The 15,988-nt window shown below is 64.0% G+C and carries 19 protein-coding genes and 1 riboswitch; of the genes, 1 reads left to right on the top strand and 18 read right to left on the bottom strand.

Going from position 1 to position 15,988, the window contains the following annotated elements; translation table 11 throughout:
• Positions 1-233: 233 nt before the first annotated feature.
• The 8 genes from lgt to hisI form a co-directional block, all read right to left on the bottom strand.
• Positions 234-1,334, bottom strand: a complete 1,101-nt coding sequence (lgt, locus tag AOC05_RS05595) for a prolipoprotein diacylglyceryl transferase (RefSeq protein ID WP_395939462.1) — start codon at positions 1,332-1,334, stop codon at positions 234-236.
• Positions 1,335-2,186 (bottom strand): tryptophan synthase subunit alpha, encoded by an 852-nt coding sequence (gene trpA / locus AOC05_RS05590; protein ID WP_062006386.1) that lies wholly within the window; start codon positions 2,184-2,186, stop codon positions 1,335-1,337. It lies immediately after the preceding gene.
• Positions 2,179-3,543 (bottom strand): tryptophan synthase subunit beta, encoded by a 1,365-nt coding sequence (trpB, locus tag AOC05_RS05585; RefSeq protein ID WP_062009412.1) that lies wholly within the window; start codon positions 3,541-3,543, stop codon positions 2,179-2,181. Before trpB ends, trpA begins: the two co-directional genes overlap by 8 nt.
• Positions 3,544-3,685: 142 nt before the next feature.
• A complete protein-coding gene (gene trpC, locus AOC05_RS05580) occupies positions 3,686-4,501 on the bottom strand; it encodes an indole-3-glycerol phosphate synthase TrpC (protein WP_062006385.1) in 816 nt (271 codons plus the stop codon).
• 2 nt (positions 4,502-4,503) lie between these two features.
• Complete coding sequence (locus AOC05_RS05575) at positions 4,504-4,785, bottom strand: HGxxPAAW family protein (protein WP_062006383.1); 282 nt, start codon at positions 4,783-4,785, stop codon at positions 4,504-4,506.
• 116 nt (positions 4,786-4,901) lie between these two features.
• Complete coding sequence (locus AOC05_RS05570) at positions 4,902-5,492, bottom strand: Trp biosynthesis-associated membrane protein (RefSeq protein WP_062006381.1); 591 nt, start codon at positions 5,490-5,492, stop codon at positions 4,902-4,904.
• Positions 5,489-7,063, bottom strand: coding sequence for an anthranilate synthase component I (locus tag AOC05_RS05565; protein ID WP_062006379.1), 1,575 nt, complete (start codon positions 7,061-7,063; stop codon positions 5,489-5,491). The genes AOC05_RS05570 and AOC05_RS05565 overlap by 4 nt, the downstream gene beginning before the upstream one ends.
• Before the next feature lie 45 nt (positions 7,064-7,108).
• On the bottom strand, positions 7,109-7,510 hold the full coding sequence (gene hisI, locus AOC05_RS05560) for a phosphoribosyl-AMP cyclohydrolase (RefSeq protein ID WP_062006377.1): 402 nt from the start codon (positions 7,508-7,510) through the stop codon (positions 7,109-7,111).
• A gap of 135 nt (positions 7,511-7,645) precedes the next feature.
• Between hisI and AOC05_RS05555 the strand changes: the two genes are divergently transcribed.
• Positions 7,646-8,290, top strand: coding sequence for a TIGR03085 family metal-binding protein (locus AOC05_RS05555; protein ID WP_062009410.1), 645 nt, complete (start codon positions 7,646-7,648; stop codon positions 8,288-8,290).
• Positions 8,291-8,355: 65 nt separating this feature from the next.
• Here the strand turns inward: AOC05_RS05555 and hisF are convergent, their stop codons facing one another.
• The 10 genes from hisF to rpe form a co-directional block, all read right to left on the bottom strand.
• Positions 8,356-9,126, bottom strand: coding sequence for an imidazole glycerol phosphate synthase subunit HisF (hisF, locus tag AOC05_RS05550; RefSeq protein ID WP_062006376.1), 771 nt, complete (start codon positions 9,124-9,126; stop codon positions 8,356-8,358).
• Between the two features lie 30 nt (positions 9,127-9,156).
• A complete protein-coding gene (gene hisG, locus AOC05_RS05545) occupies positions 9,157-10,002 on the bottom strand; it encodes an ATP phosphoribosyltransferase (RefSeq protein WP_062006373.1) in 846 nt (281 codons plus the stop codon).
• Positions 10,003-10,088: 86 nt separating this feature from the next.
• Positions 10,089-10,352 (bottom strand): phosphoribosyl-ATP diphosphatase, encoded by a 264-nt coding sequence (locus AOC05_RS05540; RefSeq protein ID WP_062006372.1) that lies wholly within the window; start codon positions 10,350-10,352, stop codon positions 10,089-10,091.
• Positions 10,353-10,575: 223 nt separating this feature from the next.
• Positions 10,576-11,064, bottom strand: a complete 489-nt coding sequence (gene ribH / locus AOC05_RS05535; protein ID WP_062006370.1) for a 6,7-dimethyl-8-ribityllumazine synthase — start codon at positions 11,062-11,064, stop codon at positions 10,576-10,578.
• Positions 11,061-11,729: a GTP cyclohydrolase II gene (locus tag AOC05_RS05530; protein WP_062006368.1), complete on the bottom strand. Its 669-nt coding sequence runs from the start codon at positions 11,727-11,729 to the stop codon at positions 11,061-11,063. Before AOC05_RS05530 ends, ribH begins: the two co-directional genes overlap by 4 nt.
• Positions 11,722-12,396, bottom strand: a complete 675-nt coding sequence (ribB, locus tag AOC05_RS05525; RefSeq protein ID WP_062006366.1) for a 3,4-dihydroxy-2-butanone-4-phosphate synthase — start codon at positions 12,394-12,396, stop codon at positions 11,722-11,724. The genes AOC05_RS05530 and ribB overlap by 8 nt, the downstream gene beginning before the upstream one ends.
• Positions 12,396-13,052, bottom strand: a complete 657-nt coding sequence (locus tag AOC05_RS05520) for a riboflavin synthase (RefSeq protein ID WP_062006364.1) — start codon at positions 13,050-13,052, stop codon at positions 12,396-12,398. The genes ribB and AOC05_RS05520 overlap by 1 nt, the downstream gene beginning before the upstream one ends.
• A 4-nt stretch (positions 13,053-13,056) precedes the next feature.
• The gene (ribD, locus tag AOC05_RS05515; RefSeq protein ID WP_062006362.1) at positions 13,057-14,172 is read right to left on the bottom strand and encodes a bifunctional diaminohydroxyphosphoribosylaminopyrimidine deaminase/5-amino-6-(5-phosphoribosylamino)uracil reductase RibD; all 1,116 of its coding nucleotides are present in this window, start codon (positions 14,170-14,172) and stop codon (positions 13,057-13,059) included.
• Positions 14,169-14,906: a nicotinamide riboside transporter PnuC gene (gene pnuC / locus AOC05_RS05510; protein ID WP_062006359.1), complete on the bottom strand. Its 738-nt coding sequence runs from the start codon at positions 14,904-14,906 to the stop codon at positions 14,169-14,171. Before pnuC ends, ribD begins: the two co-directional genes overlap by 4 nt.
• Before the next feature lie 120 nt (positions 14,907-15,026).
• Positions 15,027-15,171, bottom strand: a riboswitch (FMN riboswitch).
• Between the two features lie 145 nt (positions 15,172-15,316).
• Positions 15,317-15,982, bottom strand: coding sequence for a ribulose-phosphate 3-epimerase (rpe, locus tag AOC05_RS05505; RefSeq protein ID WP_062009408.1), 666 nt, complete (start codon positions 15,980-15,982; stop codon positions 15,317-15,319).
• Positions 15,983-15,988 lie beyond the last annotated feature (6 nt).

Below are 15,988 nucleotides of genomic sequence, written 5' to 3'. Positions count from 1 at the left end.
GCCCGTCTGCGCGGCGATTATCACTATATAAGGGTGCTGGTGGGACTGAACACATTCATCTTGCATAGCGAACAAATATGCAAGAACCGTAACTAAAAAGAGAGACAAAGCTCACGAGCACTCCAGAATCTGCGAAAATCACCGGGCACAAAAAAGCGGCCCCGGAGAAACCGGGTCCGCTTTTAGGCACCTCCAGCGGTTGCCACATGGGCCGGCCGTGGCGCAGGAGCTGTTTACGCTCCGGGCGGGGTGGGGGCATCCGGGGAGGTAGTCTCCCCAGCCTCAGTCTCTGCCGGACGCCCAGCGGAGGAACCGGCGTCCGAGGGCTTATCAAGCGCATCCTCAGTGCCCGCCGCCCCACCGGTACCCTCGGCAGCCGAACCGGAGCTACCAACTGCTTCACCCTCAGCACCGTCGGTCACGACCGCTGAGGGCTCGTGCCCGGGCAGGTAGACGGACTCCGGTACATCCTTGTTTTTGACGAACGTCAGGATCAAGAACACCACCAGTGCGGCGAGGAAGACGAAGATGCTGGTCCACACATTCAGGCGAGTGGTGATGCCAAAGAAGGTGATCTGTTCGGCGGTGTCGATCCGGAGCAGTTCAATCCAGACCCGTCCTGCCGTGTAAATCATGGCGTACAGCACGAAGAGTCGGCCGCGGCGCAGCCTGAACTTCCGGTCCAGCACCAGCAATGCCGCCACGCCGAGCAGGTTCCAGATGCTCTCGTACAGGAAAGTGGGCTGGAAGAGGGTGTCGGGGCTAAAGCCCGGCGGCACAAATTGCGGGTCAACTTGCAGGCCCCAGGGAAGGGTGGTGGGTCCGCCGAACAGTTCCTGGTTGAAGTAGTTGCCCCAGCGGCCAATGGCCTGGGCCAGCAGGATGCCAGGAGCTGCCGCGTCAACGAAAGCTGAGATGCGCACACCCGCGCGGCGGCAGCCTATCCAGGCGCCGACCACGCCCAGGACCACGGCTCCCCAAATGCCCAGGCCACCAAGCCAGATCTGCGGGATGAGCGCTAGGTTGCCCGTACCGTCAAACCCGGGGCCGAAGTAGGCCTCTGGTGAGGAGAAGACGTGGTAGAGCCGGCCGCCGATAATACCGAAGGGGATGGCCCAGATGGCGATGTCCCAGATGGAGCCCTCCGGGCCGCCGCGGCGCTTCCAGCGGCGGTCGGTCATCCATAGGGCTGCGATGATGCCCAGCAGGATGGACAGGGCGTACGCGTGGATGCGCAGGGGGCCGATGTCGAAGCCAGACCAAGCGGGCGCCGGAATGGCTGCGCCGACGGCCGTGGCCAAGGTGGGAGAGGAGAGAGTGAAGATCACTGGCACTTATACTTCCGGGTTGGAGGAGGTGGGTGCGTTGAAGCCGCTGCTAAGTTCCTTAGCCAAGGCGCCGACAGCGTCGACGCCGCCGTCGCGCAGGGCAGCTACGAGAGCAGTTCCCACGATGACGCCGTCGGCATAGGCGGCGATTTCACGCACATGTTCGGCCTTGGAGACGCCCAAGCCCACGCACGCACGCTCGGCGCCGGCCGCGTGCACCGCAGCCACCACGGCCTCTGCGGCGCTGGAGACCGACGTGCGGGCACCTGTCACGCCCATGATGGAGACGGCGTAGACAAAGCCACGGCTGGCCGCGACGGTCATGGCTACGCGTTCCGGGGTGGAGGAGGGCGCCACGAGGAAAACCCTGTCGAGGCCGTATTTGTCGGAGGCGGCAATCCACTGTGCAGCCTCGTCGGGGACGAGGTCCGGGGTGATGAGCCCGGCTCCCCCGGCGTCGGACAGCCTGCGGGCGAACTCGTCAACACCCATCCGGTCCACGGGGTTCCAGTACGTCATGACCAGGACTGCGGCGTCGGTTTCGGCGGTGACTGCTGCCACGATGTCAAAGACGTCGGCCACCCGGAAGCCGTTGTTCAGGGCCTCGGTCGTGGCGGCTTGGATGACGGCACCGTCCATGACGGGGTCCGAATACGGGATGCCTATCTCGATGATATCAGCGCCGTTGCGGGCCACGGCGATGGCGGCGTCAATGGAGGCCTGCTTGTTCGGGAACCCGGCGGGCAGGTACGCGATGAGGGCCTTGCGTCCTGCGGCCTTTGCCCTGTCGATGGCCGCAGTCGACTTGCTTTCAAGCTGCGGTACTTCAATCAGTTCCGGGGCGGCGCTTTCACTCATGGGTGGCATCCTCTGCGTTTTCATCGGCCGTCGGGGCGGCGCCCTTGGCGGTGCGGGTGGACAGGGTGGTGCCTTTCACGTGGCCTTGCTCGTCAAGCATGCCAAACCAGGCTGCGGCCGTTTCCACGTCCTTGTCACCGCGGCCGGAGAGGTTCACGATGATCACAATCTCCGACGGCGTGGTCAAGCCCGCGGTGAGGCGCTGGCCCACCTTCATGGCGCCAGCCAGTGCGTGTGAGGACTCGATGGCCGGGATGATCCCCTCGGTCTGGCACAGGAGCTTGAACGCGTCCATGGCCTCGGCGTCGGTGATGGGCTCATATGTCACGCGGCCAATATCTGCCAGGTAGGCGTGTTCGGGTCCAACACCGGGGTAGTCTAGGCCTGCTGAGATGGAGTGGGACTCGACGGTCTGGCCGTCGTCGTCCTGCATGAGGTAAGAGCGGGCGCCGTGCAGTACGCCCGGGCGGCCCAGAGTGATAGTGGCTGCATGGCGGCCGCTCTCAATACCGTCGCCACCGGCCTCGAAGCCGTAAATCTTCACCGACGGGTCATCCAGGAAGCTGTGGAACAAGCCTATGGCGTTGGACCCTCCACCGATGCACGCGCACAGGGCGTCGGGCAGGCGCCCCACCTGCTCAAGGATCTGGGTGCGCGCCTCCTCGCCGATAACCTCATGGAAGAAGCGCACCATGGCCGGGAAAGGGTGGGCGCCGGAGACCGTGCCGAGCACGTAATGGGTGGTATCCACATTGGCCACCCAGTCGCGAAGGGCGTCGTTGATGGCGTCCTTGAGCGTCTGCGAGCCGTTGGTCACGGGCACTACGGTAGCGCCCAGAAGCTGCATGCGGGCCACGTTCAGGGCCTGCCGGCGGCAGTCCTCGGCCCCCATGTACACCACGCACTCAAGGCCCAGGAGGGCTGCGGCAGTGGCACTGGCCACACCGTGTTGTCCGGCACCTGTCTCGGCGATGATACGGGTCTTGCCCATGCGCTTGGCCAAGAGTACCTGGCCCAGGACGTTGTTGATCTTGTGCGAACCGGTATGGTTCAGGTCCTCGCGCTTGAGGAAGATCCGGGCCCCGCCGGCATGTGCACTGAACCGCTTGGCCTCTGTCAGCAGTGACGGGCGGCCCGAGTAGTTCTTGTTCAGCTGCGCAATTTCGGCCAGGAACTCCGGATCCACCTTGGCTTTTTCAAAGGTTTCTTCGAGCTCATCCAGAGCCGCGATGAGCGATTCGGGCATCCACCGCCCACCGTAGTTGCCAAAGTACGGCCCCGGCGCGTGACGCAGCGAGTGCTCCGCGGTGGGCTGCCACTGGCCTCCGGCGAGGAACGCTGTTGCGGGCTCGGCCATGCCGGGCCCGGCCATTTCAGAAGGATCTGAAGAAGTAGCTGTGGGCACGTGTGCCATCAGTTCCACCGTCCTGTTCGTAATTGATCGTGAGAAGAATATGCGTACTTACAGCCAAGCGGTGCCGGTGGAAACGCAGGCGGTCCTAGCGCGAACTGATGGCCAGGGCGCCCGCAGCCTTGAATTCGCTGATGCGTTCCAAGGGGGTGGCGTCCTTGACGAGGGCCTCGCCCACCAAGATGGCCTGGGCGCCGTGTGCGGCGTAGTGCCGGACGTCGTCAACGTCGCGGACGCCCGATTCGGCGATCACGACGGGACCTGCGGGGATGTTTCCCGCCAGCGCCGCAAAAATGCTTCGGTCGACCTCAAGGGTTTTCAGGTTGCGCACATTGATGCCAATGAGCTTGGCGCCAACTGCCACGGCCCGGTCAATTTCCTCTGCGGTGTGGGTTTCCACGACGGCGTTCATGCCCAGTTGGTGGGTCAGTGCCAGGTAGTCGTGAAGTTCCTCATCACTCAAGGCCGCCACAATGAGCAGCACCAGATCCGCCCCGTGAGCGCGGGCCTCCCAAATCATGAAGGGGTCACAGGTGAAGTCCTTGCGCAGGACCGGGATCCCTACAGCGGCACGCACGGCGTCAAGGTCGGCCAGTGAGCCGCCAAAACGGCGCTCCTCGGTCAGGACGCTGATAACACTGGCGCCGCCTTCTTCATACTGGCGGGCCAGGGCGGCGGGGTCGGCGATACCCGCCAGGTCCCCCTTGGAGGGGCTGCGGCGCTTAACCTCGGCGATGACCTTCAAATCCGCGCGGGCATTGTCATTGCCGCCCAGCGCGGCAAAGGCGTCCATGGCTGGCCGCTGTTGGGCAACCAGCCCCTGCAGTTGTGCCAGCGTGAGCGTCGCCTTGCGAGCGTCCAGGTCTTCCCGGACGCCCGCAATGATGTCCTGCAAAACACTCACGGTTAGTGACCGGTGTTCTTCAGCTTGCTTCCGCCCACACCATAGCCTGCAGCCTTCATGGCCAAGCCCGCGATCAGGCCGAGCCCAATGATGCCCACACCAATCCAGAACAAGATGGTGGCACTTTCGCCCATGACGAAGGCGATGCAGCCGACGACGGTGCCGATCAGCATGATGGCGACACAGGTCCACGCGGCCGGGCTGTTGCCGTGGCCGAGTTCAATGCTGTGGTCGATCGGTCCCTGCTCGGTGACTGACGTGGTGGTGGCCGGCTTGTTACTCATGGTGAATCTCCCTTTGATGCGGATACTGCAATACATTCTGCCATTAGTTGCTCACGGTTGCCGAAACCTCGTGCGGCCCCGGCAATCCGTTCCTGAATTAAGCCTCGATCCGCGAATCAGGCGGTCGGGTCATCGCCGCGGCTGAGCTGGTCCCAGGTGTCGATCTCGTCGATGGGCCCGACGGCGGCGCCCTGGGCTGGGACGGATGGGGCGGCGTCGTACTTGGTGCGAGTGTTCCACCCGCGGCCAGCCCATAGGGTCACGGTCGCAGCCACGGCCAGGACTGCCGCGGCAGCCACGGCGGCCACCGGGAACCAGGTGGCGCTAGCGTTGCTGGCCACACCTATAACGCCGGTTGCCTTGCCCACTTCCCCCATGGCGGCGGCGGAGGGATCCGCCAGCACACCCACCACGACAGCGACGATCCCCAGCGCTGCCAGCAAGACGATGACGCCGGTGACGACTCGGGAGATCCTCCCGGCGATGGTGAGCGCCAGGGTGCCGGCGAGGGCCACCAAGGCCAACGCCGAGACGGATACTGCCGCCTTGTTCCCTGGAATGCTCAGGTCCGACTGCTGGACCTGGCCTTGGGCGAAGGAGACATGCAACCAGGTCTGGGTGGTGGTGCCGAAGACAACCAAGGCTGCCAGCACGGCCAGCATGATCAGCGTCGACTTGCGTGCCCAGGCGGGTGTTGGCTTGCTCATGACAGGCTCCCTGTAGTTTGGCTGGTCTGGCTGGCGTCGTCGTCGAGGGCTCGCAGGGACGCCGCGGCATAAACTGCCCGCAACGGGGCGGCCGCCTTGTTCACGGTTTCCTCGGCCTCAGTCTCATTGACCGAGTCGGCCACAATGCCGCCGCCAGCCTGGATGTACGCTTTCCCGCCCAAAAGCAGGGCAGAACGGATGGCGATGGCCATGTCCATGTCGCCGGCAAAGTCCAAGTAGCCCACCACACCGCCGTAGATGCCGCGCCGGTGGGGTTCAAGTTCGTCAATGAGCCGCAGGGCCCGGGGTTTGGGCGCCCCCGACAAGGTACCGGCGGGGAAGGTGGCAGCCAGCACGTCGTACGCGTTTTTGTCTTTGCCCAAGGTGCCCACCACGGTGGAGACAAGGTGCATGATGTGGCTGAACCGTTCCACCTCCATGAACTGGGTGACGTCCACGGTGCCCGGATCACACACCTTCGAGAGGTCGTTGCGGGAAAGGTCCACTAGCATCAGGTGCTCGGAACGCTCCTTCTCATCGGCCAGGAGGTCCTTGGCCAGCCATTTGTCGTCCTCGACAGAAGTGCCGCGAGGTCGCGAGCCAGCGATGGGGTGGGTGATCACCTCAGCACCCTTGACACTGACTAGGGCCTCCGGGGAGGATCCGACGATGGAATAGGGCTTTCCCTGTGCGTCTTCAAAACTGTACAAGTACATGTACGGGCTGGGGTTGGTGTTGCGTAATACCCGGTACACGTCCAGGGGTGAGGCGTTACACGCCATTTCAAAGCGACGCGAAATCACCACCTGAAACACCTCCCCGTCAACAATTGCTTCCTTGCTGCGGTCAAGAGCATTCAGGTACTCATTGCGGTCCCAGCGTTCTTGCACGCTGTCGGCGAAGCTGGCCGCGGGATTGTCCATGACGGACATGGGCTGTGCCACGGGCGTGCGCAGCTGCTCAACCATGGCGCGGACCCGGGCGACGGCGTCGTCCCAGGCCCCGTCCACATTCTCGTCCGTGCCGTTGACGTTGATGGCATTGGCGATCAGCAGCACCGTGCCCTCGGTGTTGTCATGGACCGCCATGTCGGAGACCAGATTCATGGCCAGCTCGGGCAGGTGCAGATCGTCTTCGGGAGGGTTGGGCAGTTTCTCCCAGTGCCGGACAGCTTCCCAACCCACAAAACCGACTAGGCCCGAGGTGAACGGAGGAAGCCCGGGCAGCCTTTCGGTCGCCAGCAGTTTCAGTGTCGCCGCCATGGCGTCCACGGGGTTGCCCTCCAGCGGGACGCCCACGGGAGGCTCGCCCTGCCAGTGGGCTACGCCGTCGTTGGTGGTCAACGTGGCCCGTGACCGCACACCAATGAAGGAATAGCGCGACCACGCCCCACCCACGGCGGCCGACTCCATAAGGAACGTGCCCGGGGCGCCGGCGGCCAGCGTCCGGTACAGACCGATGGGCGTTTGCGCGTCCACAAGGACCTTTAGGTGGACGGGCACCACCCTGCGGGTTCGGGCGAGTTCCCGGAATTCTTCAAGGGACGGGCTGATGACACCTAAATCATGCATGAAATTCAGTGGCTTTCTTATCAAGCGGGAGAGTGGCCGGCGGGCTTAGGCGCCGCGGTGACCGATGACTGCTGGAAGCTCGCGGCCGTGAAAACAGGTGTGGGTGCCTGTGTGGCAGGCCGCACCCACCTGGTCAACCACGATCAAGAGTGCGTCGCCGTCGCAGTCGAGGGCAACGGACTTGACAAACTGGGAGTGACCGGAGGTGTCGCCCTTGCGCCAATATTCTTGCCGTGAGCGCGAGTAAAACGTCACCCGCCCGGTGGACAAGGTCCGGCTCAGGGCCTCGTCATCCATCCATCCCAGCATCAGCACCTCAAGGCTGTCGAACTGCTGGACGACGGCGGCCACCAGGCCAGCGGGGTCACGCTTGAGCAGCGCCGCCACTTCCGGAGGCAACGGCACGGGAGCGACGGACTCGGCCTGGGGTTCTGAGTTGTGCAACATCACCGCAATTCTAGTGCCAGAAACCCCCGGGCCGGGCCACCGCATATGACCGGGCACACAATTTGCCAAATAGTGTGGGAGTTTCCGGCGGTTCAAAGTGCCCTCCGGGGCCAATACATGCTAATTTCACAAGTGATGCAATATGTAGAGCCTTCCCGCGAAGTCCTTGCCGAGACCCTCCTGGCTGCCGGTCCCGACGCGGCAACGCTGTGTGCAGGGTGGCGCACTCAAGAACTGGCCGCTCACCTCTACCTGCGCGAACACAGCCCCAAAGTAGGCGCGGCTCTCATCCTGAAACCGTGGAAGAAGATCTCCGAGAAGGCCACCGTGAAATTGGCCGCGGAATCCTCCACGCCGCAGGCGTATGCCGCCCTCGTGGAGAAATTCCGGGCCGGGCCACCGAAAATGTCCCCACTGTCATTGCGCGCCGTGGACCACAGCGCCAACCTCATCGAATTCTTCATCCACACCGAGGACATCCGCCGAGCCTCGGACCGCTGGGCGCCACGGGCGCTCGACACCGACTATTCGCAGGCCCTCTGGGCGGAACTTATCAAGCGCGCCGCCATCTTGTACCGCAGCGTCGACCTGGGCGTGGTGTTGGTCGATCCGAGCGGACCCCGCCATGTTGCCAAACGGGCGCCGGTGTCGGTGGCCATCATTGGTGACCCCGGCGAGCTGCTGTTGCACGCCAACGGGCGCATCGGCCAGGCCCTGGTGTCCTTTGAAGGCCAGCCCGACGCCGTCGCACTTTTGCAGACGGCGCCCGTCGGGCTCTAACCCTCCGTTGAGGGGGCAGATCACCCCTCAACGGGGTGATCTGCCCCCTCAACGGGGTTAAGGCGTTAGCGGACCTCGTAGCCGGCGTCGCGGATGGCCTTCTTGACCTGGGCAATGGCATTGTCGGGGCCAAAGTGGAAGATCGACGCGGCCAGCACGGCGTTGGCGCCTGCCGCAACGGCCGGCGGGAAGTGCTCGGGCGCACCGGCACCGCCGGAGGCGATGATGGGCACGTGCACCGCGGCCCGGACCAGGCGAATGAGCTCCAAATCGAAGCCTTCCTTGGTTCCGTCGGCGTCGATCGAGTTCAACAAGATCTCCCCGATGCCGCGGTCGGCAGCCTCCTTGGCCCATTCGATGGCGTCCATGCCGGTGCCCTTGCGCCCGCCATGGGTTGTGACCTCAAAGCCCGACGGCGTGGCACCACCCTGGGTGCGGCGTGCGTCGACGCTAAGCACCAGGACCTGGGAACCAAAGCGGCGGGTGATCTCGTCGATGACGGCCGGGCGGGCGATGGCCGCTGTGTTGATGGAAGCCTTGTCGGCCCCGTACCGCAGGAGCCTGTCGACGTCTGAGACCTCCCGTACTCCCCCACCCACAGTCAGCGGGATGAAGATCTGCTCTGCGGCGCGGGAGACCACCTCAAAGGTGGTCTCCCTGTTGCCGGAGGACGCTGTCACGTCAAGGAACGTCAGCTCGTCGGCCCCGGCCAGGTCATACCGTTTGGCCAGCTCAACCGGGTCACCGGCGTCGCGCAGGTTCTCAAATTTGACACCCTTGACCACGCGGCCGTCGTCAACATCAAGGCATGGGATGACGCGAATGGCGACACTCATCAGATAACTCCCTTCACGTAATCGGCTTATCTAGATGCGGCAGGCGTGGATGTTGCTGACCAGGATGGCCCGTGCACCCAGCTCGTACAGCTCATCCATGATCCGGTTCGTGTCCTTGGCCAACACCATGGAGCGCACGGCAACCCAGTCCGAATCGCGCAGCGGGGAAACCGTGGGCGACTCCAGCCCGGGGGTCAGCGCCGTGGCCTGGTCCAGGAGCATCTTGGGCACATCGTAGTCAAGCAAAACGTACTGGCGTGCCACCAGCACACTGTGCAGGCGGCGAATCAGGACCTCGACGCCGGCGGGTTGGGTGACGCCGCGGCGGCCAATCAGAAGGGCTTCGGAGTTCAGGATGGCCTCGCCAAAGATTTCCATGCCGGCAGCCTTGAGAGTGCTGCCGGTTTCGACGACGTCGGCAATGGCATCGGCCACACCCAGGCGCACGGAGGATTCCACGGCGCCATCCAGGCGAACCACCTTGGCGTTGATGCCCAGCTCGGCCAAGTATTCACGCAACAAGCCGTCATAGCTGGTGGCCAGGCGCTTGCCTTCGAGTTCGGCGGCGGTGCTGAAGTGGCCCACGGGACCGGCGAAGCGGAACGTGGACTTGGCGAAGCCCAGGGGCAGCAGCTCCTCGGCGTCCACCTGGGCGTCCATCAGCAGGTCACGGCCGGTGATGCCGACGTCGAGGGTTCCGGCACCCACATACACCGCGATGTCGCGGGGGCGCAGAAAAAAGAACTCAACGTTGTTCTCCGGATCAACCATGACAAGTTCACGGGTGTCGCGTCGTTCTCGGTAGCCTGCCTCGGCCAGCATGGCGGAGGCGGCTTCGGACAAGGAACCCTTGTTGGGGACGGCAACTCTAAGCATGGGGGGGTAACTTTCAGATCAGTTCAAGCAAAGGGTGCATTCAGGTGAATGCTGGTTCAGGGACAGCAAATGGCCACGGCATGTGGCTAGAGATGCTTGTAAACGTCCTGAAGGGTCAAACCTTTGGCGATCATCATGACCTGCAGGTGGTATAACAGCTGGGAAATCTCCTCGGCGCAGGCTGCTTCCGATTCATACTCGGCGGCCATCCACACCTCGGCGGCTTCCTCAACCACTTTCTTGCCGATACCGTGGACGCCGGAATCGAGTTCGGCAACGGTACGTGAGCCAGCGGGCCGGGCTGCGGCTTTCGCACTGAGCTCGTCAAAAAGGGATTCGAAGGTCTTCACGGTTTCCAGCCTACTGGGTTCTTGAGTGGATCACGGATTCTGAGACGGGCGGCGTCCAGCATGTGAACGCACGGGGGCCGGGGGCCGTTGTGGTGATTCGCCCCTGGTGCACCTGGGTCGAATCACCACAACGGCCCCCCCGAGGCATCGAAGTTCGTCCCTATCGACCCCCGATGACCACACCGGCGCCTACCTCGCAAAAACACCGGACGGCTGGTCGCCCCTACACGCCCAGCTTGGCGAGGACCAGCGCGGTGGCCAGGGCCGCCGTCGTGGCCTCGTGGCCCTTGTCCTCCACAGACCCCGGTAGACCGGCCCGGTCAAGGCCCTGCTGTTCGGTGTCGCAGGTGAGTACGCCGAAGCCCACGGGCACCCCGGTGCGCACGCTGACGTCGGTCAAGCCCATGGTGGCGGCCTGGCACACGTACTCAAAGTGTGGTGTGCCGCCGCGGATCACCACGCCGAGTGCGACGACGGCGTCAAAGTTTGGTGCCAGCCGCGCGGCCGCGACGGGCAGTTCAAAGCTGCCTGGTACCCGGACGACGGCGGGGTTCTCGATCCCGGCGTCGTCGGCGCCGCGCAGGGCCCCGGCAAGCAGCCCGTCCATGATTTCGGTGTGCCAGCTTGCGGCGATGATAGCCAGCTTCAGCCCCGCCGTCTGGCTCTTTTCCGCATTGTCGAATCCGATGACAGGTGCTCCGTGGCCGCTCATTTGCTGGGTCCTTCCGATGGGGGTGATGGTTCTGTGGCAGGTACTTCAAGGGTGTGGTGCATGCGGTCGCGCTTGGTTTCCAAATAGCGGCGATTCTCACTGCGGGCAGGTACTTCGGTGGGCACCGTGCGGGTGACCGTGATGCCATGTCGGGACAGGTCCGCAGACTTTAGCGGGTTGTTGCTCAGCAGGGCTATCCGTGTCAGTCCCAAGGAGTGCAGGATGCCCGCCGCGGCGGCGTAGTCGCGGCTGTCCACCGGCAAGCCAAGCTGTTCGTTGGCTTCCACAGTGTCCGCGCCTGCTTCTTGCAGGCTATAGGCCTTGATCTTGTTGGCCAACCCGATTCCCCGGCCCTCGTGACCGCGCAGGTAAACCAGGGTCCCACCCAGGCGGTGGATTTTCTCCAGGGCATAGTCCAGCTGCTCGCCGCAGTCGCAGCGGTAGGAGCCAAAGACGTCCCCGGTGAGGCATTCGGAGTGCAAACGCACCACCGGGTCATCGGTGCCGGTGCCAGCTTCCCCCGGCGCGCTAAGGCTCAGGTGTTCGGCACCGGTGGCTGCATCGATCCAGGCCTGCACTGCGAAACGGCCAAACCGTGTGGGTAACGTCACCACTGGGCCGCCCGTAACAATTGATGCCGGCTCGGGTGAATGATTCTCAGTCATGGTCTGCGACCGCCGGGGTCTTGGCCGTTGCCGGGGCCTGGCTGCCCAGGTATGCCACTAGGTCAGCGATGGAGATCAGGAGCAGATTGTGTTCCTGGGCAAAGTCCCGCAGCCCGGCCAGGCGAACCATTTGGCCGACGTCGTCCACCACCTCGGCGATGATGGCGACCGGTTCACACCCTGCCAGTTTGCACAGCTCCACGGACGCTTCCGTATGGCCGGGGCGTGCCCGAACTCCCCCGGCCACGGCGCGTAGGGGGAACATGTGCCCGGGCCGGGTCACGGCGTCGGGCCTGGACGTGGGGTCGGCCAAAACGGTGGCCGTCAGTGACCTGTCGGTGGCGCTGATGCCGGTGGAGACGCCGTGGGCGGCGTCACAACTGACGGTGTAGGCGGTGCCCTTGGCATCCTGGTTGTGCGCCGTCATGGGAGGCAGTTCTAGGGCGTCCGCGCGGGCCTTCTCCATGGGCACGCAAATGACGCCTGAACTGTGCCGGATGGTCCAGCCCATCAAGGCAGGGGTGCTGTGCTGGGCGGCAAAGATGATGTCGCCTTCGTTTTCACGGTCTTCATCGTCCACCACCAGTACCGCTTCGCCGCGGGCGATCGCGGCAATGGCCGCCGGTACCGGGTCAAGCAAGGTGGCCGGGTTGGTGAGCGCGCCCATCAGATGGCCTCTCCCTGCGTGGCACCGGAGAAAGGTGCTGCGGGAGCAGCGAATTGCCACAACCGCTCGGCGTATTTGGCCAGCACGTCCACCTCCAGGTTCACGTGCCCGCCCACCACCTTCTCACCCAGACCGGTGTTGGCGAGTGTGACGGGAATCAGTCCCACCTCAAACCACTGCGGCTCCTCCTCGGGGGCGCTGACGGCCGTGACCGTCAAGGACACGCCATCGACGGCGATGGAGCCTTTCTCGGCAATATAACGGGATAAGCGGGTGGGTACGGCGAAGCGAAGCCGCTCCCACTTGCCCAGATTTTCCCGTTCCAGCAGCCTACCCACCCCATCCACGTGTCCTTGGACCACGTGCCCGTCAAGGCGCCCGCCAGCTTGCACGCACCGCTCCAAATTGACAGTGGCTCCGGGGCGAAGATCACCAGTGGTGGTGCGGGCAAGTGTCTCGCCCATGACATCCACCTCCACCGTGTGCCCGTTGATGCCGGTGGCACTCAGACACACCCCGTTGACGGCCAGCGAGCCCCCCAAGCCCAACCCGTCTACCGAACCCCCGGCAGTGAGTATCAGCGTGGCACTGTCGGTGTCCGGATTTCTGTCCATGCGCACAACTGTGCCGCGGCCTTCAATGATTCCTGTAAACATCTGACTACCCTTCGAGGTTAGTGGGCGCCGGCGTCGTTGCTGGCATGAGCGTGAGTTTGAGGTCTTGACCCATCCGTTCCACCGGCCCGGCGGCGGTGGTGGTATCCCATTCCCATTGCTGGGCGTCGGCCAGGGTGGTGATGCCCAGATTTTTCAATGCCGGAATACCTGAACCCAGCAGTGTGGGCGCCAGATAGACGATCAGCTCGTCAACGAGCCCTGCGGCCAGGAATGCTGCGTTGATCCGAGAACCACCCTCGATCATTAAGTGGCCAATTCCGCGTGCTTGCAGTTCCGCCAGGACGACGGCGGGATCGTGCGTGTGCAGTTGCACGAACCCGCCGTTGGCTTCAGCGGACGCGTCGGAGCCAGCCGCTCCTCGGACGGCGGCGTCTGCTGCCGTAACCCGCATGCCCATCACCACGCGCAAGGGCTGCTTGGCCGTTTCCATGCCGGCGTCGTCCCTGGCCGTCAGGCGCGGGTTGTCCGCCAGAACGGTCCCCGTGCCCACCACTATGGCATCCACCCTGGCGCGCAGGGTATGGGAGTCCCGGCGGGATTGCACCGAGGTGATCCACTGGCTGGTGCCATCCTCCGCGGCGATCCTGCCGTCAACTGTTTGGGCAAGGCGGGCGGTGACAAAGGGCCGCCCCTGTGCAACCGCCACAAACCATTGCTTGTTAAGCTCTCGCGCTTCCTGGGCCAGCAACCCGGAACGGACGTTGATGCCTTCCCGGCGCAGCCTCTGTGCCCCTCCGGCCGCGGGCACGTGGGGGTCGGCCACCGCAAAGACCACGTTGCCAATGCCGGCGTCGAGAATTGCTTGGGTACAAGGTCCCATCCGGCCCCGGTGATTGCAAGGTTCCAGGGTGACGATGATGGTGGCCGCGGAGAGGTCCCGGCGGGTTCCCCGCAGGGAGGCAATGGCGTCCGCCTCGGCGTGGGGTGTTCCGGCTCCTAGGTGGTGGCCGATGGCCAAGACGGTGCCATCGGCATCGATAATGACCGCACCGACCAGGGGGTTGGCCCCGCGCACACCCTGCCTGGCGGCGGATATGGCCGTTTCCATGCCCACCACTTCAGCGTCACTGAAGTGCTCGTCAGCGTCCTGGAAACTCATAGCTTGCTCTCATTTCTGCTCACAGTTATGTCAGGAAACGTAGTCTCGACGGACAGTTGTGCCGCGTCGGCATTGTGGCGGTAACGCCACCACACAAAGAACCCGATCAAGGTGAAGGCCCCGTAGAAGATGTACATGAAGGCGGAGGCGTAGTAGCCGGCGCTAAAGAGCAACGGTACGCCCACCAAGTCAACTACCACCCAGATGAGCCAGAATTCAACCCATCCCTTGGCCATGCCGTAGGTGGCCAGAAGTGAACCCATGAAGATCCAGGCGTCGGCCCACACAGGTTCGTAGGAGCCCAGGGCCCGGAAAACGGGGGTGAGTATGCCGGTACCTGCCACCATGGCAACCACCAGCAGCCAGCGGGTTTTCACGCTCGCCCAGCGTGGGGTGACGGCATCTCCCATGGGGGCGCCGCCGTCGTGCCCTGAGGAAGTACGAGTCTGGTTCCAGCGGTACCAGCCGTAGATAGAGACGGCGATGAACATGATTTGGCGGCCGGCCTGCCCGAGGAGGTTCACGTGGTCGGCCGAGCCGAAGATGGAGCCGATGAACACCGTGAACAGCAGTGCGTTGCCGATGATGCCCACCGGCCAGGCCCAGATTTTTCGGCGCATGCCGCCGAGGGCGCTGGCGAGCCCAAAAAGATTGCCTATGACTTCACGCCAGAGGAGGAATCCGCCGCCGGCGAATTCAAGCTTGGCGTCAAAGAGCCATCGCAGAAAGTCCATCGTTACCTATACCCTTTCGAACCGCGATGGCTCCGGGGGGTAACGACAGAACTGGCGCACCTGTGCGACAGCGTCAGCAGCGTATGCAGCTGCGACACCTTTGGCGGGTGGCCAAAACTGTTCGTGCTTCTCCCATCCAGACTTTAACTGTCGGTTCCGGAATTTCACCAGATCAACCGTGCGCTGCCCACTGTTTCCAGTGTGCTGCGCTCGGGTCGCGGACTATAACCGCCGGTTCGGAATTACACCGACCCCGGAGCACGTGATACTTCATTTATTGATGCCCGCCAGTGCGGGCATCACTTACATTATGGCACCTTTCAGGGTGCCAATGAACTCCTCGTCATCCTACTCCAAGCAGCGCCGGAGAGGATTTCTCCCCGCCGTGGCCGGTTTGCTGGCCACCCTCCTCAGCCGAAGGCAAGCTGGCCCTTGGCGCGCAAGGACTCGATGGCCTCGGCCGGTGAGGGCGCCCCGTAGACGGCGGATCCCGCCACGAAGATGTTGGCACCGGCGTCGGCGGCGCGGGTGATGGTTTCCTCGGTGATACCACCGTCCACCTGGATGGCCACATTGGCGCCGCTGCCCTGGATGGCGGCCCGTGCCCGGCGGATTTTGGGCAGCGTGACGTCCAGGAAGGACTGCCCGCCAAAGCCGGGCTCCACCGTCATGATCAGCAGCATGTCCAGCTCAGTGAGCATGTCCAGGTACGGCTCCACCGGGGTGGCCGGGCGCAGCGCCATGCCCGCTTTGGCGCCCCTGGCCCTCAGTTCCCGCGCCAGCTTGATGGGCGCCTGTGATGCTTCCACATGGAAGGTCACCGATGCCAGCCCGGCGTCGGCATACAGCGGTGCCCAGCGGTCGACGTCGGCGATCATCAGGTGTGCATCCAGGGGCACGGGGCTGACCTGTGCAATGCGCTCAACCACCGGCAGGCCAAGGGTCAGGTTCGGCACAAAGTGGTTGTCCATGACGTCCACGTGGACGGCGTCGGCGTTGGAGATCCGGGCAAGCTCCGCCTCAAGGTTGACGAAGTCGGCGGAGAGGATGCTGGGGTTGATGCAGCACTTCAACAAGGAACG

This window comes from Arthrobacter alpinus (genome assembly GCF_001294625.1).
Taxonomy (GTDB): domain Bacteria; phylum Actinomycetota; class Actinomycetes; order Actinomycetales; family Micrococcaceae; genus Specibacter; species Specibacter alpinus_A.
This window is presented reverse-complemented; position numbering and strand designations above follow the sequence as displayed.

Coding starts and splice junctions, on each gene's coding strand:
- ribH (WP_062006370.1), bottom strand. CDS start 11,064: ATGAGCGGCCACGGAGCACCTGTCATCGGATTCGACAATGCGGAAAAG.
- ribD (WP_062006362.1), bottom strand. CDS start 14,172: ATGAGTTTCCAGGACGCTGACGAGCACTTCAGTGACGCTGAAGTGGTG.
- AOC05_RS05530 (WP_062006368.1), bottom strand. CDS start 11,729: ATGACTGAGAATCATTCACCCGAGCCGGCATCAATTGTTACGGGCGGC.
- AOC05_RS05575 (WP_062006383.1), bottom strand. CDS start 4,785: ATGAGTAACAAGCCGGCCACCACCACGTCAGTCACCGAGCAGGGACCG.
- trpA (WP_062006386.1), bottom strand. CDS start 2,186: ATGAGTGAAAGCGCCGCCCCGGAACTGATTGAAGTACCGCAGCTTGAA.
- ribB (WP_062006366.1), bottom strand. CDS start 12,396: ATGGGCGCGCTCACCAACCCGGCCACCTTGCTTGACCCGGTACCGGCG.
- hisG (WP_062006373.1), bottom strand. CDS start 10,002: ATGCTTAGAGTTGCCGTCCCCAACAAGGGTTCCTTGTCCGAAGCCGCC.
- hisF (WP_062006376.1), bottom strand. CDS start 9,126: ATGAGTGTCGCCATTCGCGTCATCCCATGCCTTGATGTTGACGACGGC.
- trpB (WP_062009412.1), bottom strand. CDS start 3,543: ATGGCCGAGCCCGCAACAGCGTTCCTCGCCGGAGGCCAGTGGCAGCCC.
- AOC05_RS05565 (WP_062006379.1), bottom strand. CDS start 7,063: ATGCATGATTTAGGTGTCATCAGCCCGTCCCTTGAAGAATTCCGGGAA.
- AOC05_RS05570 (WP_062006381.1), bottom strand. CDS start 5,492: ATGAGCAAGCCAACACCCGCCTGGGCACGCAAGTCGACGCTGATCATG.
- hisI (WP_062006377.1), bottom strand. CDS start 7,510: ATGTTGCACAACTCAGAACCCCAGGCCGAGTCCGTCGCTCCCGTGCCG.
- AOC05_RS05555 (WP_062009410.1), top strand. CDS start 7,646: ATGCAATATGTAGAGCCTTCCCGCGAAGTCCTTGCCGAGACCCTCCTG.
- AOC05_RS05520 (WP_062006364.1), bottom strand. CDS start 13,052: ATGTTTACAGGAATCATTGAAGGCCGCGGCACAGTTGTGCGCATGGAC.
- pnuC (WP_062006359.1), bottom strand. CDS start 14,906: ATGGACTTTCTGCGATGGCTCTTTGACGCCAAGCTTGAATTCGCCGGC.